This is a genomic window from Leclercia sp. W17 (assembly GCF_003336325.1).
Taxonomy (GTDB): Bacteria; Pseudomonadota; Gammaproteobacteria; order Enterobacterales; family Enterobacteriaceae; genus Enterobacter.
Window position 1 is genome coordinate 2666063 of record NZ_CP031101.1, and the last position, 22704, is coordinate 2688766.

At 55.0% G+C, this 22704-nt stretch carries 18 protein-coding genes and 3 pseudogenes; 13 read left to right on the forward strand and 8 right to left on the reverse strand.

Annotation, left to right across the window (positions count from 1 at the left end; translation table 11 throughout):
- Positions 1–41 precede the first annotated feature (41 nt).
- Positions 42–992: a universal stress protein UspE gene (uspE, locus tag DVA44_RS13015; RefSeq protein WP_114315147.1), complete on the forward strand. Its 951-nt coding sequence runs from the start codon at positions 42–44 to the stop codon at positions 990–992.
- Between the two features lie 35 nt (positions 993–1027).
- On the opposite strand, the gene DVA44_RS13020 is transcribed toward uspE, so the two are convergent.
- From DVA44_RS13020 to pntA, 3 genes are all read right to left on the reverse strand, one after another.
- On the reverse strand, positions 1028–2143 hold the full coding sequence (locus tag DVA44_RS13020; protein WP_114315148.1) for a mechanosensitive ion channel family protein: 1116 nt from the start codon (positions 2141–2143) through the stop codon (positions 1028–1030).
- Between the two features lie 112 nt (positions 2144–2255).
- Positions 2256–3644, reverse strand: a complete 1389-nt coding sequence (pntB, locus tag DVA44_RS13025) for a Re/Si-specific NAD(P)(+) transhydrogenase subunit beta (RefSeq protein WP_114387174.1) — start codon at positions 3642–3644, stop codon at positions 2256–2258.
- 10 nt (positions 3645–3654) lie between these two features.
- A complete protein-coding gene (gene pntA / locus DVA44_RS13030; RefSeq protein WP_114387175.1) occupies positions 3655–5184 on the reverse strand; it encodes a Re/Si-specific NAD(P)(+) transhydrogenase subunit alpha in 1530 nt (509 codons plus the stop codon).
- A gap of 536 nt (positions 5185–5720) precedes the next feature.
- On the opposite strand from pntA, the gene ydgH reads away from it, so the two are divergent.
- The 3 genes from ydgH (at position 5721) to folM (ending at position 9006) form a co-directional block, all read left to right on the forward strand.
- Complete coding sequence (gene ydgH / locus DVA44_RS13035) at positions 5721–6674, forward strand: DUF1471 family protein YdgH (RefSeq protein ID WP_114387176.1); 954 nt, start codon at positions 5721–5723, stop codon at positions 6672–6674.
- A 187-nt stretch (positions 6675–6861) separates the two neighbouring features.
- Positions 6862–8244, forward strand: coding sequence for an amino acid permease (locus DVA44_RS13040; protein ID WP_114387177.1), 1383 nt, complete (start codon positions 6862–6864; stop codon positions 8242–8244).
- Positions 8245–8283: 39 nt separating this feature from the next.
- Entirely contained in the window at positions 8284–9006 is a 723-nt protein-coding gene (gene folM / locus DVA44_RS13045; RefSeq protein ID WP_114387178.1) for a dihydromonapterin reductase, read from the forward strand.
- Here the strand turns inward: folM and DVA44_RS13050 are convergent.
- On the reverse strand, positions 9003–9338 hold the full coding sequence (locus tag DVA44_RS13050) for a GlpM family protein (RefSeq protein WP_103179408.1): 336 nt from the start codon (positions 9336–9338) through the stop codon (positions 9003–9005). The two genes, folM and DVA44_RS13050, sit on opposite strands and share 4 nt — an antisense overlap.
- A 128-nt stretch (positions 9339–9466) precedes the next feature.
- Here DVA44_RS13050 and rstA point away from each other — a divergent pair, with 128 nt between their 5' ends.
- The 5 genes and pseudogenes from rstA to DVA44_RS13075 all read left to right on the forward strand — a co-directional run bounded on the left by rstA (position 9467) and on the right by DVA44_RS13075 (position 14465).
- On the forward strand, positions 9467–10183 hold the full coding sequence (rstA, locus tag DVA44_RS13055; RefSeq protein ID WP_114387179.1) for a two-component system response regulator RstA: 717 nt from the start codon (positions 9467–9469) through the stop codon (positions 10181–10183).
- Positions 10184–10271: 88 nt separating this feature from the next.
- Positions 10272–11302, forward strand: a pseudogene (locus tag DVA44_RS13060) (ABC transporter substrate-binding protein).
- A gap of 5 nt (positions 11303–11307) precedes the next feature.
- Positions 11308–12351 (forward strand): iron ABC transporter permease, encoded by a 1044-nt coding sequence (locus tag DVA44_RS13065; RefSeq protein ID WP_246843636.1) that lies wholly within the window; start codon positions 11308–11310, stop codon positions 12349–12351.
- Positions 12348–13106 carry an ABC transporter ATP-binding protein gene (locus DVA44_RS13070; RefSeq protein ID WP_114387181.1) on the forward strand — a complete coding sequence of 253 codons (759 nt, stop codon included), beginning with the start codon at positions 12348–12350 and terminating at the stop codon, positions 13104–13106. The genes DVA44_RS13065 and DVA44_RS13070 overlap by 4 nt, the downstream gene beginning before the upstream one ends.
- Positions 13107–13330: 224 nt before the next feature.
- A pseudogene (locus DVA44_RS13075) lies at positions 13331–14465 on the forward strand (IS3 family transposase).
- A 345-nt stretch (positions 14466–14810) separates the two neighbouring features.
- On the opposite strand, the gene DVA44_RS13085 reads toward DVA44_RS13075, so the two are convergent.
- On the reverse strand, positions 14811–15581 hold the full coding sequence (locus tag DVA44_RS13085) for a hypothetical protein (RefSeq protein ID WP_114387183.1): 771 nt from the start codon (positions 15579–15581) through the stop codon (positions 14811–14813).
- Between the two features lie 144 nt (positions 15582–15725).
- Between DVA44_RS13085 and DVA44_RS13090 the strand changes: the two genes are divergently transcribed.
- A protein-coding gene (locus tag DVA44_RS13090) for an IS3 family transposase (protein WP_114386812.1) occupies positions 15726–16873 on the forward strand; the annotation gives its coding sequence in 2 pieces (ribosomal slippage) (positions 15726–15963 and positions 15963–16873; 1149 coding nt in all).
- A gap of 15 nt (positions 16874–16888) precedes the next feature.
- Here the strand turns inward: DVA44_RS13090 and DVA44_RS13095 are convergent.
- Both DVA44_RS13095 and DVA44_RS13100 read right to left on the reverse strand, forming a co-directional pair.
- Complete coding sequence (locus DVA44_RS13095; RefSeq protein WP_246843570.1) at positions 16889–17287, reverse strand: DUF4062 domain-containing protein; 399 nt, start codon at positions 17285–17287, stop codon at positions 16889–16891.
- Between the two features lie 441 nt (positions 17288–17728).
- On the reverse strand, positions 17729–18337 hold the full coding sequence (locus DVA44_RS13100) for a DUF968 domain-containing protein (RefSeq protein ID WP_114387185.1): 609 nt from the start codon (positions 18335–18337) through the stop codon (positions 17729–17731).
- A gap of 291 nt (positions 18338–18628) precedes the next feature.
- Here DVA44_RS13100 and DVA44_RS26045 point away from each other — a divergent pair.
- From DVA44_RS26045 to tus, 3 genes and pseudogenes are all read left to right on the forward strand, one after another.
- Positions 18629–18859: pseudogene (locus tag DVA44_RS26045) on the forward strand (site-specific integrase); the annotation flags it as partial.
- Between the two features lie 17 nt (positions 18860–18876).
- Entirely contained in the window at positions 18877–20175 is a 1299-nt protein-coding gene (gene rstB, locus DVA44_RS13110) for a two-component system sensor histidine kinase RstB (protein WP_114387187.1), read from the forward strand.
- Positions 20176–20248: 73 nt separating this feature from the next.
- Entirely contained in the window at positions 20249–21178 is a 930-nt protein-coding gene (tus, locus tag DVA44_RS13115; protein ID WP_114387188.1) for a DNA replication terminus site-binding protein, read from the forward strand.
- Here the strand turns inward: tus and fumC are convergent, their stop codons facing one another.
- A complete protein-coding gene (gene fumC, locus DVA44_RS13120; RefSeq protein ID WP_114387189.1) occupies positions 21179–22573 on the reverse strand; it encodes a class II fumarate hydratase in 1395 nt (464 codons plus the stop codon).
- Positions 22574–22704: the final 131 nt, after the last annotated feature.

The following is a 22704-nucleotide window of genomic DNA, read 5'->3' on the forward strand; positions in this document are numbered from 1 at the left end:
TTTTACTTACAGACTGTGGTGACAGTAGTAAGGAGACCTGTATGGCAAAGTATCAAAACATGCTGGTGGCCATCGATCCTAATCAGGACGATCAACCGGCGTTACGACGAGCTGTCTATTTACATCAACGGATTGGTGGCAGAATCAAAGCGTTTCTGCCGATATATGACTTTTCTTACGAAATGACCACCCTTCTGTCGCCTGACGAACGTACCGCTATGCGTCAGGGCGTGATCAGCCAGCGTACGGCCTGGATCCGCGAACAGGCAAAATTCTATCTTGATGCCGGTGTACCCATTGAGATTAAGGTGGTGTGGCATAACCGTCCGTTTGAAGCCATCATCCAGGAAGTGGTGAGCGGCGAACACGATCTGCTCCTGAAAATGGCCCACCAGCACGACAAGCTGGAAGCGGTGATTTTCACGCCGACCGACTGGCACCTGCTGCGTAAATGCCCGTGCCCGGTGTGGATGGTTAAAGACCAGCCGTGGCCGGAAGGCGGTAAAGCGGTGGTGGCGGTCAATCTTGCCAGCGAAGAGAACTACCACAACGCCCTCAACGAGAAGCTGGTCAAAGAGACGCTCTATCTCGCCGAGAAGGTCAACCATACCGAAGTCCACCTTGTTGGTGCCTATCCGGTTACGCCCATCAACATTGCCATCGAACTCCCGGAATTTGACCCAACCGTTTATAACGATGCCATCCGCGGCCAGCATCTGCTGGCGATGAAATCCCTGCGGCAAAAATTTGGTATCGATGAAAAACTGACCCATGTCGAAAAAGGGCTGCCTGAAGAGGTGATCCCCGACCTGTCCGAGCATCTGCAGGCCGGTATCGTGGTGTTAGGCACTATTGGCCGCACCGGTATTTCAGCCGCCTTCCTCGGCAACACCGCCGAACAGGTGATCGACCATCTGCGCTGTGACCTCCTGGTCATCAAGCCCGATCAGTACCAAACCCCGGTCGAACTCGACGACGATGAAGACGACTAAATGTAAAAAAGCCCGCCAATTGGCGGGCTTTTTTTCTAACTCTCGGTGGCGGGCTGTGTCGAAGGCTGTGCGCTGTCGCCCTCTTTCATCCACGGCGCATGCAGCACCATGCTCGGCAGGGCCAGTTTTACCCCCTCCTCATTCAGGCTCTCCAGGATACGGATATTGATCTCCTGCTGGATATCCATGTATTTGTTGTAATCCGCGGTGTTGACGATATGCACCACCTCAAAGGTGAGACGGTCTTTGTCAAAACCGAGCAGATGGGCACGGTCGAAACGCGTTTCGCCGATATCGGTGATGATTTTTTTCACGTTATCGCCAATGATGCGCAGCTTCTCAGGCGGCGTATCGCTGGCGACGCCGAAGGTAAAGACGATACGGCGCGTCTGCATACGCTTATAGTTGTGCAGCGTTTGCTGAAGCAGGATCGCATTTCCGCAGACAATCTGCTCCCCGCTCAGGCTGCGAATACGCGTCGTTTTAAGACCGATATGCTCCACCGTCCCGGCCACGTCGTTAAACACCACGAAATCGCCAATTTCAAAGGGTTTATCGAACCCTATCGATAGCGAAGCGAAGACGTCGCTCAGGATAGTTTGCACCGCCAGCGCAATGGCGATACCCCCAACCCCCAGGCTGGCAACCAGCGCCGTGATATTAACGCCCGCATTGGCAAGAATAGAGAGCAGCATCACTGACCAGACAATCGCCCGCAGGATCAGGCCGGTGATCACCAGCGTCACAGGATTTTTATGGCTTCCCGGCGCCAGCATCACGTGTCGTAGCCAGGAGACTACCCCCTGATCCATCCACAGCGCCACCTGAATCGCCAGCACCAGGAACCAGGCGTGGCTGAGAGTGCCGGAGAGGCGGTCAGGAAGTTCCACGAAGCGCAGGCTGATAAGAAAAGCGACCACAAAGAGCATGACCCGGCTGGTTCTGTTCAGCATCTCGGTGAGGATCAGCTGCATCCGGCGTGTGGTGGGATGCTTATCGCCCCAGTTGGTGATCCCCTTGTGTACAAAGGTGATGATGCGCTTCAACAGCCAGTAAACCAGAAGCGTCACCACCACCACGGTACCAAAGCCAATCCAGAACGTGGGGGTCATCATGAGCGCCAGAAAATCGAAGTGGGACAAAAACCGCATTATCTCTCCTCCCTTTACACAAAGTTAAAAGTATAGACAGATGGAATACATTGGCGGCAGAAATAAGAAAACCGCCCTGTTGGGCGGTTTGATCAATGTGGATAAGAGAGGCTTACAGCGCTTTTAAGATCGCATCCACGCTGGCCTTGGCATCGCCAAACAGCATGTGGGTGTTCTCTTTAAAGAACAGCGGGTTCTGGACGCCTGCGTAACCGGTGTTCATGGAGCGTTTAAAGACGATAACGTTCTGCGCCTTCCACACTTCCAGAACCGGCATACCGGCGATCGGGCTCTTCGGATCGTCCTGTGCCGCCGGGTTGACGGTGTCGTTGGCGCCGATAACCAGCACGGTGTCGGTGTCAGAGAAGTCGTCGTTGATCTCATCCATCTCCAGCACGATATCGTAAGGCACTTTCGCCTCTGCCAGCAGCACGTTCATGTGGCCCGGCAGACGCCCGGCAACCGGGTGAATACCAAAGCGCACCTTGATGCCGCGGGCACGCAGACGTTCGGTGATTTCCGCAACCGGATACTGCGCCTGCGCTACCGCCATGCCGTAGCCTGGGGTGATGATAACCGTGTGCGAGTTTTTCAGCATGTCAGCGGTCTCTTCCGCGCTGATTTCACGATGCTCACCCACCTCTTCGTCACCGCCGGAAGTTTGTCCGTCGGTACCAAAGCCCCCGGCGATCACGCTGATGAACGAACGGTTCATCGCTTTACACATGATGTAGGAGAGGATCGCACCGCTGGAACCCACCAGCGCACCGGTGACGATCAGCAGGTCGTTGCTCAGCATAAAGCCCGCCGCCGCCGCCGCCCAACCGGAGTAGGAGTTCAGCATGGAAACCACCACCGGCATATCGGCACCCCCGATAGAGGCCACCAGGTGCCAGCCGAATGCCAGCGCGATGATAGTCATCACCAGCAGCGCCAGTACCTGCAAGCCCACGCTGTCGGTGCGCACGAAGACTACCATCAGCAGAAACGACACCACCAGCGCGGCGAGGTTAAGCTTGTGACGGTTTGGCAGCATCAGCGGTTTAGAGGAGATTTTGCCGCGCAGCTTACCGAACGCCACGATAGAACCGGTAAAGGTCACCGCCCCGATGAAGATGCCAAGGAACACTTCGGTCAGGTGGATATTGACCAGAATCGGATCCATCCCCGGCTCGTGATAGAGGTAGCTGTTAAAGCCAACCAGTACCGCCGCCAGACCGACGAAACTGTGCAGGATCGCCACCAGTTCCGGCATCTCGGTCATTTCTACGCGTTTGGCAAGACGAATACCAATCGCACCGCCGATGATCATCGCCACCAGGATCCACGCGACGTTGCCGGTGTCCGGTCCGAAAATCGTGGCAATCAGCGCAATCGCCATCCCGGTGATACCAAAATTGTTGCCCTGCTGCGACGTTTCATGTTTTGAAAGCCCCGCGAGGCTGAAAATAAACAGGACCGCGGCAACAATGTATGCAGCGGTAACTAATCCTCCAGACATAGGTTACCCCTTATCCCTTACGAAACATTTTCAGCATGCGCTGAGTCACGGTGAAACCACCGAAAATATTGATACTGGCGATCAGTACCGCGATAAAGCTCAGGAAACTGACCCAGCCGCCGTGACCAATCTGCAATAATGCTCCGACCACAATGATCCCGGAGATGGCGTTGGTAACCGACATCAGCGGCGTATGCAGCGCATGGGAAACGTTCCACACCACGTAGTAACCCACCACGCAGGAGAGCGCGAAGACGGTGAAGTGGCCGAGGAACTCTTTCGGCGCCACGTCTGCCAGCCAGCCAAAGAGGATAATGGCCAGCGCCATCAAGGCGTACTTACGCCACGGCGAAGCGGGTTTTTCAGGCTCTTTTGGTGCAGGAGCGGCTTTGGCGGCGGCCTGCGGCTGCGCGGAAACCTGAATTGGCGGTGCTGGCCAGGTGATTTCACCCTCACGGACCACGGTGACGCCACGCACGACGACGTCCTCGAAATCAACGGTGATCGTGCCGTCTTTCTCTTTGCAGAGCAGCTTCAGCAGGTTCACCAGGTTGGTGCCGTAGAGCTGGGAGGACTGGGTTGGCAGACGGCCCGGCAGATCGGTATAGCCGATCACCTTCACGCCGTTAGCGGTGGTGGTGACCACACCCGGAACGGTGTATTCGCAGTTACCGCCGTTTTGCGCAGCCAGATCGACGATCACGCTACCGGCCTTCATAGAGTCGACCATTTCGCGGGTGATCAGTTTCGGTGCCGGTTTGCCCGGAATGAGCGCGGTGGTGACAATGATGTCCACCTCTTTCGCCTGGGCGGCGAACAGCGCCATCTCGGCTTTAATAAAGGCTTCGGACATCACTTTGGCGTAGCCGTCGCCGCTGCCCGCCTCTTCTTTGAAGTCCAGTTCCAGGAACTCGGCGCCCATACTCTGCACCTGTTCTTTTACTTCCGGACGGGTATCAAAAGCACGAACGATCGCGCCGAGACTGTTCGCCGCACCAATGGCGGCCAGACCGGCAACGCCTGCGCCAATCACCATGACCTTCGCGGGTGGGACTTTACCCGCAGCGGTGATCTGGCCGGTAAAGAAGCGACCAAACTCATGTGCCGCCTCGACGATGGCGCGATAACCGGCGATATTCGCCATTGAGCTCAGGGCATCCAGCGACTGCGCACGCGAGATACGCGGCACAGAGTCCATCGCCATGACGGTGACGCCGCGCGCCGCCAGCTTCTCCATCAGCTCCGGGTTCTGGGCTGGCCAGACGAAGCTCACCAGCCTGGTGCCCGGATTGAGCAGCGCGATTTCATCCTCTTCTGGTGCATTGACCTTCAGAATGACATCCGAATGCCAGACGTTTGCGCCGTCTACAATCTCTGCGCCCGCCTGAACAAACGCCTCGTCATCGAAACTTGCCAGCTTGCCTGCGCCGCTTTCAACCGCGACGGTAAAACCCAGTTTTAGGAGCTGTTCCACCGTTTTTGGTGTCGCCGCTACACGGGTTTCATTGGCAAACCGTTCTCTTGGTACCCCAATACGCATAGTAATCCCTTCCATCGGTTTTTGATGATGGTTTGTCGAATATTCATCACGGATATATAACGACAGCAACAGGCGTTAACCTGCCGCTCACGACTATCCGCAGAAAATAAAACAGTAACAAACTTTCTATAACCTACTGAAAATACCGCCTGTGATCCACAGCAAGAAAACACTTTTTATGCCTTTAACTGTCAAAAATAAGTGATCTGCATCTCTGACAGGCATATCTACCTTTATTTCGTCGCCAGGGCCGATGTTTAGCTCAGTCGAAGCGGTAAAAACACGATATAGCGCCAGCTAGAAACAACTTATTAACATTAAATCAACTTGTGAAAGTTATATGCTTTATTAGTTTTAGTGGTCAAACGGGTATTTTTTCAACATATCTCTAAAGGTTATGGAAATTGATCGCCCCCTTGCTGCTCGCTGTAAAAAATGGCGCAGACAGCAGAGGGTGTTAAATGCAATAATCGTCAACGTTTTCAAATTAACAACGACACCAGTACCTGGTTTGCGTAAGGCGAAGGATTATTTTTATGAAGCTTAAGAACACTCTCCTGGCGTCCGCACTCCTTGCTGCGACCGCTCTGTCTGCCAATGCCGCGACAGAGTTAACGCCGGAGCAAGCGGCTGCAACGAAACCTTACGATCACGTTACGATCGTAGGTCGTTTTAACGCAATTGGCGATGCAGTTAATGCCGCCTCCAAACGTGCCGATAAAGAGGGCGCCGCCGCATTCTACGTCGTGGATAACTCCGAATACGGCAGCAGCGGCAACCAGCGCGTCACCGTTGCGCTCTATAAAGCCGATGCCCCGAAAGCGGATGAGGTGAAAAACCGTGTGATCAACGGCGTGATGGAGCTGCCGAAAGATCAGGCCGTTCTGCTTGAGCCGTATGATACTGTCACCATCCAGGGCTTCTACCGCAGCCAGCCGGAAGTGAACGACGCCATCACCAAAGCCGCAAAAGCGAAAGGGGCTGACTCCTACTACATCGTTCGCCAGATCGATGCTAACCAGGGCGGCAACCAGCGCATCACTGCTTACATCTACAAAAAAGATGCGAAAAAACGTGTCCTGCAGAGCCCGGATGCCATCCCGGCTGACTCTGATGCTGGCCGCGCAGCCATTGCCAAAGGCGGCGAAGAAGCGAAGAAAGTGGAAATCCCGGGCGTGGCGACCAGCGCTGCACCAGGCGCTTCCGTTGCCGGTGTGGGCCGTTTCTTCGAAACCCAGACCACCAAAGGCGGTCGCTACAGCGTTACGCTCAACGACGGCACCAAAATTGAAGAGCTGAACAACGCCACTGCCGCGCAGATGATTCCGTTCGACAGCATCAAGTTCACCGGTAACTACGGCAACATGACCGAAATTTCTTACCAGGTGGCGAAGCGTGCGGCGAAGAAAGGGGCCAAGTATTACCACATCACCCGCCAGTGGCAGGAGCGCGGTAATAACATGACCATCAGCGCTGACCTGTACAAATAAGTACCCGGGTTCACTCAGGCGGCGTTATGCCGCCTTTTTTTTCGCTTTACCGCCACAATTCAGCCCTTCCTCATTGCATGCGCTCGTAACACTCCGTAAAATCCCGCGCCTTAGCGTTATTCACCATTTTTATGCGCTTCGACGAAATAATTATTCTGGAACCGACCCCTTTTTAAACAGGATGCCAATGGAAAAGAAACTTGGCCTGAGCGCTTTGACTGCGCTTGTTTTAAGCTCCATGCTCGGTGCGGGTGTCTTCAGTCTGCCGCAGAATATGGCGGCCGTCGCCAGCCCGTCTGCGCTGCTTATCGGCTGGGGGATCACCGGCATCGGGATCCTGCTGCTGGCCTTCGCCATGCTGCTGCTGACGCGCATTCGTCCCGACCTCGACGGCGGTATTTTTACCTACGCCCGTGAAGGCTTTGGTGAGCTGGTGGGTTTCTGTTCCGCCTGGGGCTACTGGCTGTGCGCGGTGATCGCCAACGTCTCTTATCTGGTGATCGTCTTCTCTGCGCTCAGTTTCTTTACCGACTCCCCTGAACTGCGCCTGTTTGGCGATGGCAATACCTGGCAATCCATTGTCGGCTCCTCGGTGCTGCTGTGGGTCGTGCATTTCCTGGTACTGCGCGGCGTCCAGACCGCGGCCAGTATCAACCTGGTCGCAACGCTTGCGAAGCTGGTGCCGCTGGGGCTCTTTATCGTGCTGGCGTTTATTGCGTTTCGTCTCGATCTCTTCAGCATGGACTTTTCCGGCGTGGCGCTGGGTGTCCCGGTCTGGGAGCAGGTGAAAAACACCATGCTGATCACCCTGTGGGTCTTTATCGGGGTGGAAGGCGCGGTGGTTGTCTCGGCCAGGGCGCGCAATAAGCACGATGTTGGCCGCGCCACGCTGCTGGCCGTACTGGCCGCATTAGGGGTCTATCTGCTGGTCACCCTGCTCTCCCTGGGCGTGGTGGCGCGTCCGGAACTGGCGGAGATGCGTAACCCCTCGATGGCGGGCCTGATGGTGAAAATGATGGGTTCCTGGGGCGAGGTGGTGATTGCCGCCGGTCTGATCGTCTCCGTATGCGGCGCCTATCTAAGCTGGACCATTATGGCGGCAGAAGTGCCGTTCCTGGCCGCAACCCATAAAGCCTTCCCGCGTCTGTTCGCGCGGCAGAACAAAAACAATGCGCCGTCCGCGTCGCTGTGGTTGACCAACATCAGCGTGCAGATCTGTCTGGTGCTGATCTGGCTCACAGGTTCAGACTATAACACGTTGTTAACCATCGCCTCCGAGATGATTCTGGTACCCTATTTCCTGGTGGGCGCATATTTGTTAAAAATAGCTACCCGACCGATGCATACCGTCGTGGGGATGGGCGCCTGTATTTACGGCTTATGGCTGCTGTATGCCTCCGGACCGATGCATCTGCTGCTCTCCGTCGTGCTCTATGCGCCGGGACTGCTGGTGTTTATTTATGCCCGTCGCACGCACCAGCTCCAGCACGCGCTGAAGCGCCGTGAAATCGTGCTGATTGGCTTATTACTGGTTGCCGCACTACCGGCAACGTGGATGTTGATGGGATAAGCAACCGCGTCCCATCGTCGAACGGATAAGGAGAACACGATGGGACAGGCAAAACCGCTCCCGATCCTGATTACTGGCGGAGGTCGTCGTATCGGCCTCGCGCTTGCCCACCATTTCTTGAATCTTCACCAGCCTGTCATTGTCAGCTATCGCACAAAATACCCGGCGATTGAGACCCTGTGCGAGGCGGGTGCAACCTGTATTCAGGCGGATTTTTCCTCTGACGAGGGCATTCTGGCCTTTGCCGACCAGGTAAAAGCGGAAACCACCGGCTTACGCGCCATCATCCATAATGCCAGCGCATGGATGGCGGAATCCCCGGAGCACTCGCTCAGCGACACGCTCTCCTGCATGTTGCAGATCCATGTCCATGCCCCTTACCTGCTCAACCACGCCCTGCAGGGGCTGTTGCGCGGCCACGGCCATGCCGCCAGCGACATCATCCATTTTACCGACTACGTGGTTGAGCGCGGCAGCGATAAGCACATTGCTTACGCCGCCAGCAAAGCCGCGCTGGATAACATGACCCGCTCGTTTGCCCGCAAGCTGGCCCCGGAGGTGAAAGTCAACGCCATCGCGCCGTCGCTGATCATGTTTAATGAACATGACGATGCTGACTATCGCCAGAAGGCGCTGAATAAGTCCCTGATGAAAATCGCCCCGGGAGAAAAAGAGGTGATTGATTTAATCGACTACATTCTGACCAGCCGCTACGTCACGGGCCGATCCTTTGGTGTGGATGGCGGGCGTCCTTTACGTTAGTGAAAGCGGCTCCAGCAGAAAATTAACACCCAGGCGCTGAGGCTCCAGCAGAGTACCGCCCCGCCCAGCGCCAGGGGCAAACGCATCATGCCGGTGAAGTACCAGAGCGAAAGCAGATAGAGAAAATAGGGAATAATCGACCACATGCCAAACACGATGGTCGCCCGCAGCGCCTCGATCCCGCGCTCCGAAGCGACGATATAGTGGGCAATGAGGGCAAAGGTGGGAAACAGCGGAATCAACCCGGCAATGTAATAATTTTTGCTTTTCGCCAGTACCCCAATCAGTAACACCACCAGCGCACCCAACGCCGCTTTTATCACCAGTCCCATCCTTCTCCCCTTAACAAGACAATAACAATGTCGGGCAGCATAACGGAACGGCAACATTTTGCGAATGATTAATGGAAGGTTAAGGTTGCGCGGTGTATGTTGGCGTTTTCCGCAGACACAGCCTTGCTATGAACAAGATCGTATACGTTGAGGATGAACCCGAAGTCGGTCAGTTGATCGCCGCTTATCTGGGTAAACATGATATTGAGGTCATCGTCGAACCACGCGGCGACCGCGCAGAAGAGGTGGTGGCGCGGGAAAAACCCGATCTGGTGCTGCTGGATATTATGCTACCGGGTAAAGATGGCATGACCCTGTGCCGGGATCTGCGCGCCCGCTGGAACGGTCCGATTGTGCTGCTTACTTCCCTCGACAGCGACATGAACCACATTTTGTCCCTGGAGATGGGGGCAAACGACTACATCCTCAAAACCACCCCTCCAGCTGTACTCCTGGCGCGCGTGCGCCTGCATCTGCGCCAGCACGTTGCCGCCTCCAGCGAATCCCCGGCCCCGCAGCTCACCCCGCACAAGGCGCTGCGTTTTGGCACACTCTCCATCGATCCGGTCAATCGTCAGGTGCTGCTTTCCGGCGAGCAGGTGGCGCTGTCGACGGCTGATTTCGATCTACTGTGGGAGCTGGCAACCCATGCCGGACAGATTATGGATCGGGACGCGCTGCTGAAAAACCTGCGCGGCGTCAGCTACGATGGACTGGACCGTAGCGTGGACGTGGCCATCTCCCGCCTGCGCAAGAAGCTGCTGGATAACGCTACCGAGCCGTTCCGCATTAAAACCGTGCGTAACAAAGGCTACCTTTTCGCGCCCCACGCCTGGGACGTATAGCAGGGGCGACAGCCGCCCTTTTTTACTCCTGATGATTAACCTTTTGCGCCTGCTCGCATAATATGTATTATGTTATAACATAACATTTATGAGGGTGAGAACGTGTTTAATCAAAACAGGGCGCTGGCTTTTGTCCTTACTTTATTCGTGCAGCCGCTATTCGCCGCCACGGTTTATCCGCTGACGGTAGAGAACTGCGGGGTCAAGGAGACCTTTACTCAGGCCCCGCAACGGGTGGTGACGGTGGGGCAACACGAGACGGAATTACTGCTGGCGCTGGGGCTCGAAAAGAAGATCAGCGCAACCTCAGTCTGGTTTGGCCCCCTGCCCGATGCGCTGGCAAAACAGGGTAACGGACTGAAAAAGCTGGCGGATAATGCCCCTTCCTTTGAAGCGGTCACCGCGGAGCGTCCTGATCTGGTGCTGGCCCAGTATCACTGGCATATCGGGCCGCAGGGGGAAACGGGCAGCCGGGAACAGTTCGCCACACTGGGGATCCCGACCTGGATCTCCCCTGCCGACTGCATTGGCAAAAGCGTCACCGACAGCTCGAACGGCGACGGGGCGCGGAGCACACCGTTTTCCATCGCCGAAATCGAACGCGAAATCGATGAACTGGCGACCATTTTCGACGTTCAGCCGCAGGGTAATGCGCTTAACGAGGCGCTGAAACAGCGTATTCAGCAGGCACAGGTCCGTGCTGCCGCGCAACAGACTCGTCCCCTGAAAGTGGTGTTCTGGTTCTCCAGCAGCCGTCTGAAAGGCGATCCCTGGGTGGCCGGCGATTACGGTGCGCCGGGGTGGATCAGCCACACGCTTGGGCTGAAAAATATCATTGATTCCCATGACGAATGGCCTGCCGTGACCTGGGAGCATATCGCCCAGGCGCAGCCTGACGTAATCGTCATCGCTGAGATGTCCCGCCGTCTCTACCCTGCGGATGATGTGGCGGTCAAAAAGGCCTTTTTAAACGACGATCCGGTGACCCAAAACATCCCCGCCGTGAAAAAGGGGCAGATCGTGGTGGTACCCGCGATGTCACTTAACCCCTCCCTGCGTAATGTCGATGCCGTTGAGGCGATCGGCGAAAAACTGGCAACGTTCCAGGCTGAACAATGAGTATCATGACTCTCCGCGCCCCCTTTACCCTGCCGCGCTGGCGGCAGCATAGCCTGATGGCCGTCGGGATAGTGACGCTGCCGTTGATGCTGGTTTTCGCTGCCACCGTCGGGGATATGCCGGTGTCGTATGCGAACGCAGGTAAAGCCATTCTCAACGGTCTGGGTCTGGGTAGCTATGTGCTGCCCCAGGTTGAGGAGGGCATTGTCTGGCAGTACCGCATGAGCCGGGCCCTGATGGCCGCCTGCAGCGGAGGGGGGCTGGCGCTTTGCGGCCTGGTGATGCAGGCCATTCTGCGTAACCCACTGGCGGAGCCCTATCTTCTTGGGATCTCCTCCGGCGCGTCGCTGGGGGCCGTCTGTGTGATGTTGCTGGGGATTGGCGGCAGCACGCTGGGCATCAGCGGTGGTGCCTTTATCGGCGCCTGCTGCGCGTTCGGGCTTATCATGCTTATCACCCACGGCATGACCGACAGCCCGCCACGGATATTGCTGGCGGGCATCGCCGGGACGCAGCTCTTTAACGCCCTGACCGCCTACATTGTCAGCACCTCCGCCAATGCCGAGCAGTCCCGCAGCGTGATGTTCTGGCTGCTGGGCAGCCTGAGCGGGGTTCGCTGGCCGGATGCCATTCTGGCTCTGGCGGTCGTGCTGGCCGGATTTATGGTGATCTTCGCCTTTTCGCGAGCGCTGGATACCTTCACCTTTGGCGATGAGGTCTCCACTACCCTCGGCGTGCCGGTCACCCTGGTGCGCATTATCCTGCTGCTCACCTGCGCGCTGGTGACGGCGGTAATGGTCAGTATCATTGGCGCGGTGGGGTTTGTCGGGCTGGTGATCCCGCACGTTACCCGGATGCTGTGCGGCCCCGGGCATCGCCGCTCCATTCCCCTTACCTTCCTGGTCGGGAGTCATTTCATGATCCTCGCCGATGTGGTTTCCCGCACGCTCATCACCCATCAGGTCCTGCCCATTGGCGTGGTCACCGCGTTAGTCGGCGCGCCTGCCTTTGTGGTTCTGCTCTATCGCAGCCGGGAGAAAAACGTATGACCCTTTCATTAAGCGGATTGCAGGTCACCTTCCAGTCCCGCAACGTGTTGAACAACATCAATCTGCAACTGGAGGCGGGTGAAATCGTCGGCCTGTTAGGGCCAAATGGCTCGGGAAAATCGACGCTGCTGCGCTGTCTGGCCGGGTTACTCCCGCGTCATGCGCACCATATTCAGCTGAACGGCACCCCGCTCAATAAAATCTCCGTGAGAGATCGGGCCAAACAGCTGGCCTTTGTTCCCCAGCATGCCGGAGTGGATGGCGATCTCTGCGTGGAGCAGATTGTCCGGCTGGGGCGCACGCCGCACCGCAGGGGGCTTTTTGGCTGGAGTGAAAAGGATGACCAGGCGGTTGAGCACGCTATCCGCCTGATGAAACTTGCCGGGCTGCGTCACCGGCTGTGGCGGCAGCTTTCCGGCGGAGAGCGACAGCGCTGCCAGATCGCCCGCGCTCTGGCCCAGCAGCCACGGCTGCTTATCCTCGATGAGCCGACCAACCATCTGGATATCGAGTATCAGCTGGAGCTGATGACGCTGATTACGCAGCTACCGATTACGGTGGTGGTGGCCCTGCACGATTTGAATCTCGCCGCCAACTACTGCCACCGGCTGGTACTGCTCAAATCCGGCAGGGTAATGACCAGCGGTCCGCCTGATGCCGTCCTGACCCCGGAGCTGATCGAGCGTGCCTGGCATGTGAAAGCGGACGTGACAAAGCAAGGCGACAGGTTAAATATTCGCTATGCCATGAGGTAGCCGATTGCGTAAAGTGTGCCTTGTCCCGCCGGAGAATGTGAACTGTCTGGCGGGTCAGCATCATTAACGCGTTGTATTTGGGTGATATTCAATGAAAAACTGCTCGTGCGGTTTTAGGTGTTGAGATTTGCAAGAATCATAATTAAATCAGTTACTTATATTGAATCGCCACAGGTTTAACAGACACCTCAGAGTCATTTAAGATGACTTAAAGCGAGGTGCCCATGAGCGGTATGCGTTATCCCGAAGAGTTTAAAATTGAAGCGGTCAAATAGGTTGTTGATCGTGGTTATTCTGTTTCCAGCGTTGCAACACGTCTTGATATCACCACCCACAGCCTTTACGCCTGGGTAAAAAAGTACGGTCCGGACTCTTCCACTAATAAAGAACAGTCAGATGTTCAGGCTGAGATCCGCTGTCTCCAGAAAGAGCTGAAGCGGGTTACCGACGAACGGGACATATTAAAAAAAGCCGCGGCGTACTTCGCAAAGCTGTCCGACTGAGGTACGTCTTTATACGTGACAATACCCGTTGCTGGCCTGTTCGCCTGCTCTGTCGGGTGCTGGATGTTCATCCCAGTGGCTTTTACGCCTCGCTTCAGCAGCCGCATTCACAACGCCATCAGGCAGACCTGAGACTGACAGGACAGATTAAACAGTTCTGGCTGGAATCGGGATGCGTCTATGGTTATCGCAATCTGCGGGACAGCGGGCAACAGTGCGGAGTCAACAGAGTCTGGCGACTAATGAAACGTGTCGGGATAAAGGCTCAGGTCGGATACCGGAGCCCGCGGGCACGTAAAGGCGAGGCCAGTATCGTGTCGCCCAACAGGCTCCAGCGACAGTTCAATCCGGATGCTCCGGATGAGCGGTGGGTTACAGACATAACCTACATCAGGACCCAAGAAGGGTGGCTGTATCTTGTCGTGGTTGTTGACCTGTTCTCACGTAAGGTTATCGGCTGGTCAATGCAATCCCGGATGACAAAGGACATTGTCCTGAATGCACTGCTGATGGCTGTATGGCGGCGTAATCACCAAAAACAGGTGCTGGTTCACTCTGATCAAGGCAGTCAGTACACAAGCCATGAGTGGCAGTCGTTCCTGAAATCACATGGACTGGAGGGCAGCATGAGCCTTCGCGGTAACTGCCACGATAATGCAGTTGTAAAAAGCTTTTTCCAGTTGCTGAAGCGCGAACGGATAAAGAAAAAGATCTACTGAACGCGGGAATAAGCCCGCGGCGATATTTTTGATTACATCGAAATGTTTTATAACAGTAAGCGTCGGCATGGTTCTAGCGTTCAGATGTCACCAACAGAATATGAAACCAGTATTATCAGCGGCTCGGAAGTGTCTAGATTACCCGTGGCGATTCAAGTAGCTGCATCAGCGCCTGTCAGGTTGTTAGCGTTTAATGCGATATAGGGATTCCTTATAAGTAGCGCCTAGGGTGTTATAAGTGATTGGACGGGTCGTATTTAAATAAAAAACCCGGAAGTGCTAAAAAGGACAGAAAAATCAGCAGCAATGCGCAAGTAAACAGTTTCTGTACTCATGTTGATTCTCGCCAACCTACTTTTTTCACGAGCATTGTTGCATATTTCAATACTTTCATCACAAGCAGTGCAAAATATGGAATGACATAATCTGGGGCTAAATTTTTAATGAATGAGGCGAGCCTCTCGTCTCATTCATCAGGTAAATTAATTTACTGATATTAACACATTCGTCGTTTCCCAATCAGGAAATTCATCACACAATATGGAAACTTTTATAACGAATGCCCCCCGCCTTAGCGGAAGGAGATGTATATCAGAACTCATTTCATCAATAGTATTTTGCCTAACAAACCTTAACCCACCCTCTATGTAATCTTCTCTTTCGATATAAAGGTCTCTTTTGGAAAAGTCTGTGATATTTATACTACGCTGAGCGTTCCCAATCAGAGGGAAAAAACCTCTATCTCTAGCTTGAAGCGCAGCACTCCGTTTTTTTGCCGCCTCATTAATTGGATTCTTTGGTAAACTTAGTGATGGCACGGCATAATCATCCATATCACTTGTTGACAATGCAATCAGTCCATCGGGTAGAGAAATACGAACACTTACATTATTAGCTTTTGTAACGGATGTATTACTTATGGTGAATACTGGTAAATTATCTTTTGCGAATAAATAAAACTGCATTGAATCGAGGTAGCTTTCAACCTCGCTTGCTTCAGGTAATTGTTCATTATATTCTACTAAGTCAGCCTCGTTGACGTACCTGCGTAATTCGAATGGTATGTCGGCACGTGTTAAAGGTCTAATTGAATCGTAAGAAAACATTTCGGCATCTACCTCTGGGAGAACTAAATTTAATGCACCTAGAGCCTGATCATGCCCATCTATTACAAAAGATAATTCTGGTTTATTGGTTGATTTTTCAGCCTCCAACAGTCGCACTCTTTCACGAAGATTATTATTCTCTTCCATAGTCTTAACAAGCTTCGTCAAAACTTCCGGATTAGAAGCATCCCCTCTTATCCAGCCCACTCCTGGTTCTTCAGTGAAGATTGAATCGCCACGGGTTTAACAGACACCTCAGAGTCATTTAAGATGACTTAAAGAGAGGTGCCCATGAGCGGTAAGCGTTATCCCGAAGAGTTTAAAATTGAAGCGGTAAAACAGGTTGTTGATCGCGGCCATTCTGTTTCCAGCGTGGCAACACGTCTCGGTATCACCACCCACAGTCTTTATGCCTGGATAAAGGCATATGGCCCGGATTCCTCAACCAATAAAGTCCAGTCAGACGCTCAGGCCGAGATCCGACGCCTCCAGAAAGAGCTGAAGCGGGTTACCGACGAACGGGACATATTAAAAAAAGCCGCGGCGTACTTCGCAAAGCTGTCCGACTGAGGTACGCCTTTATCCGTGACAACACCCATTGCTGGCCTGTCCGACTGCTTTGTCGGGTGCTGGATGTGCATCCGAGTGGTTTTTACGCCTGGCTTCAGCAGCCGGATTCACGGCGGCATCATGCTGACCTGAGGCTGACGGGGCTGATAAAGCAGTTCTGGCTGGAGTCGGGTTGCGTTTATGGTTATCGCAAGATCCACCTCGACCTGCGGGATACCGGACAACAGTGCGGAGTTAACCGTGTCTGGCGACTGATGAAGCGAGCCGGGATAAGGGCTCAGGTCGGGTACCGTAGCCCACGGGCACGTAAGGGTGAAACCAGCATCGTGACGCCCAACAGGCTCCAGCGGCAGTTCAACCCGGAAGCACCGGATGAGCGTTGGGTAACGGACATCACTTACATCCGGACTCACGAAGGCTGGCTGTATCTGGCTGTGGTTGTTGACCTGTTCTCGCGCAAAGTTATTGGCTGGTCAATGCAGCCCCGGATGACAAAGGATATTGTCCTGAATGCACTTCTGATGGCCGTGTGGCGACGTAATCCTCAAAAGCAGGTGCTGGTTCATTCTGATCAAGGCAGTCAGTACACAAGCTATGAGTGGCAGTCGTTCCTGAAATCATACGGGCTGGAGGGCAGTATGAGCCGTCGCGGTAACTGTCATGACAACGCAGTCGCAGAAAGTTTTTTCCAGCTACTGAAACGTGAACGGATAAAGAAAAAGATCTACGGAACGCGAGAAGAAGCCCGCGGTGATATTTTTGATTACATCGAAATGTTTTATAACAGTAAGCGTCGGCATGGTTCGAGTGATCATATGCCACCAACTGAATACGAAAACCAATATTATCAGCGGCTCGGAAGTGTCTAGATTATCTGTGGCGATTCAGATTTTGTATAGCGCCGTTGAGACTTTTTGAACTAACTCATCCTCTTTATCCCAAAAAGCGCATAACTGATCATCTAATACCTTTTTTTTAAATACTTCCAGCATTTCTATTTTTTCTGGGTCAGTCTCTCTATTTTCCTTAGTTGTGGTAAATGATTTACTAGGCAGAAAACATAACGTTGGTATATTTTTTTGCCTTGCGTAATCGAATTCCTTTTCTGTGAAGCTTACACCATCCGTCTCGGATATACTACCGTAACGCTCACCGACGATTAATACATAATAATCGCTATTATCTATAGCTTTTTTGATGGTATTCCATTGTTGTCTTCCGCTTGCACTGAACATTTCCATGCCCGCTGGAATGTGGTTCATACTCAGGATATGTTCGGTCACCTTCCTCCGTGCGGGGAATAAATCAGTGTAAGTAGAACTAACGAAAATCTGATATCTCACATTATTAGCCATTTAATTAACCTTTTGCTGTGCACTTATTCGGCAAAATATTCACCATAAACTCATTTTAAGATATCTCACGATAAGTTGTCTCGCATCATCAAACCCTTAACACTCCTCCGCCATGTACCCGACTCCCCGCAGTCGCTCTATTCATTCCAGTTGCGCTGTCGTCAGTTTACCGCCCTTCGCTTTCATCTCGATGCGCAGTCCATGCCACTGCCCTGACGGCAGATACAATATCAGGCCAGGATAACCCGCCCGCTTGAATTCACTGGTTGCTTTGGGCCCGCGCTTTACCTCGTTCGGTACATGCACCAAGTAGTCACCTAACCGGTGGCCATTGATAACCGTTAGATCCGCCTACTGGAGCGGTGCTTCTTATTCCAATAACTCAGAATCTACGCGCGCACAACTCCCGCCGGTTGCGGTGGACATGGCTTTAGCCCTGCTACTGATGGCAATCAGCATATCGATGGAGATCTTCACTGTGCGCCTCCCATGGCAACGACGCCCAGTCCCAGCGCGTGATACTGCAACCCCAGCTGGCTGCCGTTCCCACGCCGCAACGTTATTGTGCAGCTCGCGATGGCAGATGCGACACATCGGCGTAACTTGAAAATCACCTGCATTTGTACCGGTGCTCCCCAAACCATGCCCGATCAGATGGTGGGGATCATCGCCGGTCGGCCAACAGCCCTGCGTCTTTACCCAGTCGGTGTACTGATGGCACTCCCAGCGGAGAATCTTAGGCCGCCGCATATACTGAGCTGGCGCGTCGAGTTCGACGGCAGCGCTCAGCACCGGTGATTCTTTGACAGCAGCAACAATAATGCCGCGTGGATCCGACGTGTTAACATGCAGGTCGCACTCCTGATACACCGTTTTGAACGGCTCAGTGTGAGGAAGATTAAGGATGCCGCGTATAGCGCTCTCCGTCAGGCACTCAGCAATTCGCTGACCAATCCAGCGCATCACCGGCACAGCCATGCTGTTGCCGAGCGCTTTATACAGCGGGCCATCTTTTACCAGACGACAAGCTGCCTCTGCCGTTAGTGCCGGGTTATGGTGGCGCTGGTAGACGTATTCTTCGACGGTAATCTATTTATGCTTACCTGTCGCGATTAAAGTGTGATTATCCGGGAATCCATGCAGGCGTTCGCATTCAGCAAGAGTAAGGCGACGAATTGCAAACGCTCTAGTCGCAATAATTGGTTGCCTTTGACTAGGTTCCCCGTGACTCGCAGCAATGGCACCTACCAGACTTCCATCGCCACCAATTACCATATTCGTCATACCTACGGCTGCTGGATGCTCTCTGCCGGGGCCAATCCAGCGTTAATTGCAAATCAGATGGGCCACGAGAATGCACAAATGGTTTATACAGTGTACTCTGCCCGGATAAACGCGCTCGACGTTGATCAGATAGCATTCCTGAACCAGCGCATCGGTGGATACAGCAGTGTGAACCAGCTGCCCCCAGAGGTAGATGAGCACCAGCTAACAAATTGAAGTTACGGTAATATTTCATGAAAAAACTGTTCGTGCAGTTTTACCTCCTGCTGTTCGTCTGCTTTCTGGTGATGACCATGCTGGTTGGGCTGGTCTATAAGTTCACCGCCGAGCGGGCGGGCAGACAGTCGCTGGATGATTTGATGAAAAGCTCGCTCTATCTGATGCGCAGCGAACTGCGTGAGATCCCCCCTCACGACTGGGCGCGTACCATCAAAGAGCTGGATCTGAACCTGTCATTCAAACTGCGCATTGAGCCGCTGAAGAAATACACCCTGGATGCCCCAACCATGCAGCGGCTTCGCGCAGGCGATATCGTGGCGCTGGACGATCAGTACACCTTTATTCAGCGTATTCCACGTAGCCATTACGTCCTGGCGGTCGGCCCTGTGCCCTATCTCTACTTCCTGCATCAGATGCGCCTGCTGGATATCGCCCTGCTGGCCTTTATCGCCATTTCGCTGGCCTTCCCGGTGTTTATCTGGATGCGCCCCCACTGGCAGGACATGCTGCGCCTCGAGGCCGCCGCCCAGCGTTTTGGCGACGGGCATCTGACCGAACGGATCCACTTCGACAGCGGCTCCAGCTTTGAGCGGCTGGGGGTGGCCTTTAACCAGATGGCTGACAATATCAACGCCCTGATCGCCAGCAAAAAACAGCTGATCGATGGTATCGCCCACGAGCTGCGCACCCCCCTGGTACGGTTGCGCTACCGGCTGGAGATGAGTGAAAACCTGACCGAAACAGAGTCACAGGCGCTGAATCGCGATATCAGCCAGCTCGAAGCGCTGATTGAGGAGCTGCTGACCTACGCCCGCCTCGACCGACCGCAGAACGAACTTAAGCTCACCACCCCGGATCTGCCTGCATGGCTGCGCAGCTACGTGGAGGATGTGCAGAGCGTTAATCCGCAGCGCACGTTGCTGATCAGCAGCGTGGACGGTGATTACGGCGCGCTGGATATGCGTTTGATGGAGCGGGTATTGGATAACCTTGTCAACAACGCCCTGCGCTACAGCGATAACCAACTGCGGATCGCATTGACGCTAAACGGCAGCCGCGCCAGTTTGTCAGTGGAAGATGATGGCCCGGGCATTGCGCCAGAGGCCCGCCAGCGAGTGTTTGAGCCTTTTGTCCGACTCGACCCGAGCCGGGACCGCGCCACCGGCGGCTGCGGCCTGGGGCTCGCGATCGTCCACTCTATCGCCCAGGCGCTGGGGGGTGACGTCAGCTGCGAAGCCAGCGACCTCGGCGGGGCCCGTTTCTGCTTCCACTGGCCCGTCTGGCATCATATCGCCCTGCCCATCCCTGACTGACCTAAACCGCACGCTGGCCTGACCCGGCGTGCTGTGCTATAAACTAAGTATGTTGTAACTAATGTGGTGTGCTATGGCAACTTACGATCTTATCGAACGCTTAAACTCAACCTTTCGCCAGATGGAGCACGAGCTGGCGCAGTTAACCCCCGAGCTCCAGGCCTGTCGCCTGCTGGCCGGGCGCGTCTTCTCCCTGCCGGACGTCGCCAAAGGCGCCGAGCACGATCCGCTCAACGCCATTACGGTTAAGCAGCACCTCGGCCAGGAGGCGCTGACGATGGCGCTGCAACACTATCGTCACCTCTTTATCCAGCAGCAATCCGAGAATCGCAGCAGCAAAGCCGCCGTGCGCCTGCCGGGGGTGATCTGCCTGCAGAGCGACGCCGCGCACCGGGAGCAAATCACCGACCGCATTGCGACTATTAATGCCTTAAAAGCGGGATTTGAAAAAATCGTCACCGAGGAGTCAGGCCTGGCCCCCGCCGCCCGTTTTGAGTGGGTGCATCACCAACTGCCGGGTTTGATCACCCTCAACGCCTATCGCACGTTAACGGTGATCAACCATCCCGCCACCCTGCGCTTCGGCTGGGCCAATAAGCACATCATCAAAAATTTCACCCGCGATGAGGTGCTGGCGATGCTGGAGAAAAGCCTCAAGTCGCCGCGCGCCGTAGCGCCCTGGTCACGGGATCAGTGGGTGGAGCGGCTGGAGGCAGAATATACGGCCATTCACTCTCTGCCTGCGGAGGCGCGGCTGAAGATCAAGCGGCCAGTAAAAGTGCAGCCAATCGCCCGCGTCTGGTATGCCGGGCAGCAAAAGCAGGTGCAATACGCCTGCCCGACGCCGCTGATCGCCCTTTACGACGCCGATCAGGGAGCGGTGATCCCGGATATTGGTGAACTGCTCAATTACGATGCGGACAACGTTCAGCACCGTTATAAGCCACAGGCACAGCCGCTGCGCTTGATTATCCCGCGGCTGCACCTCTACGTGGCGGAGTAACTATTTCAGGCTGCCGACCATCTCTTCCGGGCGGACCCAGCTGTCGAACTCGGCCTCGGTGAGATACCCCAGCGCCAGGGCGGAGGCTTTCAGGGTCAGCCCCTCTTTGTGCGCTTTTTTGGCGATTTCCGCCGCCTTGTCATAGCCGATATGGGTATTGAGCGCCGTCACCAGCATTAACGACTCGTTGAGCAGCTGGCTGATGCGCTCGCGATTCGGCTCGATGCCTACCGCGCAGTGCTCGTTAAAGCTCTCCATCCCGTCCGCCAGCAGACGCACCGACTGGAGGAAGTTGTGGATCACCATCGGACGGTAGACGTTCAGCTCAAAGTTGCCCGAGGCCCCGCCCATGTTCACCGCCACGTCATTGCCCATCACCTGACAGCAGAGCATGGTCATGGCTTCGCACTGGGTCGGGTTGACTTTACCCGGCATGATGGAGCTGCCCGGCTCGTTCTCCGGGATGCTGATTTCACCGATGCCGCAGCGCGGCCCGGAAGCCAGCCAGCGCACGTCGTTGGCGATTTTCATCAGCGAGGCCGCCAGCCCTTTCAGCGCTCCGTGGGCATGCACCAGCGCATCACAGGTCGCCAGTGCCTCGAACTTGTTCGGCGCCGTGACAAACGGCTGCCCGGTGATATTTGCCAGCTCTTCAGCCACCCGTACCGCGTATTCTGGATGGGTGTTGAGGCCAGTGCCCACTGCGGTGCCACCCAGCGCCAGCTCCGCCAGGTGCGGCAGGCTGTGGTCGATATGGCGCAGATTGTGATCGAGCATCGCCACCCAGCCGGAGATCTCCTGGCCCAGGGTCAGGGGCGTGGCATCCTGCAGGTGGGTACGGCCAATTTTGACGATATCGGCGAAAGCCTGGGCTTTGTCATTGAGGGTCTGCTTCAGAACGTTCAGCTGCGGGATGAGCTGTTCGCGCAGGGCGATGAGCGCCGCCACATGCATCGCCGTGGGGAAGACATCGTTGGAGCTTTGGCTTTTGTTGACGTCGTCGTTGGGGTGGATCTTGCGCTCCATGCCGCGCACGCCGCCGAGCAGCTCGCTGCCGCGGTTCGCCAGCACCTCATTCATGTTCATATTGCTCTGGGTACCGGAGCCGGTCTGCCAGATGGCGAGGGGGAACTCATCAGGATGTTTACCCGCCAGCACTTCATCGGCGGCGGTGATAATCGCGTTAGCTTTCTCCCCGGAGAGCAGGCCTAAATCCTGGTTGACCTTCGCCGCGGCGCGTTTGGTCAGCGCCAGGGCCTGGATCAACGAGACCGGCATCTTTTCAGTGGAGATACGGAAATGTTCCAGCGAACGCTGGGTTTGTGCGCCCCAGAGTTTGTCCTCAGGAACGTCGATGGCACCCATCGAATCTTTCTCACTGCGTGAGGTGGTCATACTTTCTCCTTGATAACACTGAAGTGGATTGCTCACAGCTCAAAGAAACAAGTATTGATGAGATAAGAAAAAGGGTATGGCGCTTTGTGCGCTCTTTTTGTTGCCCGGCTGTGCCGGGTGGCGCTGCGCTT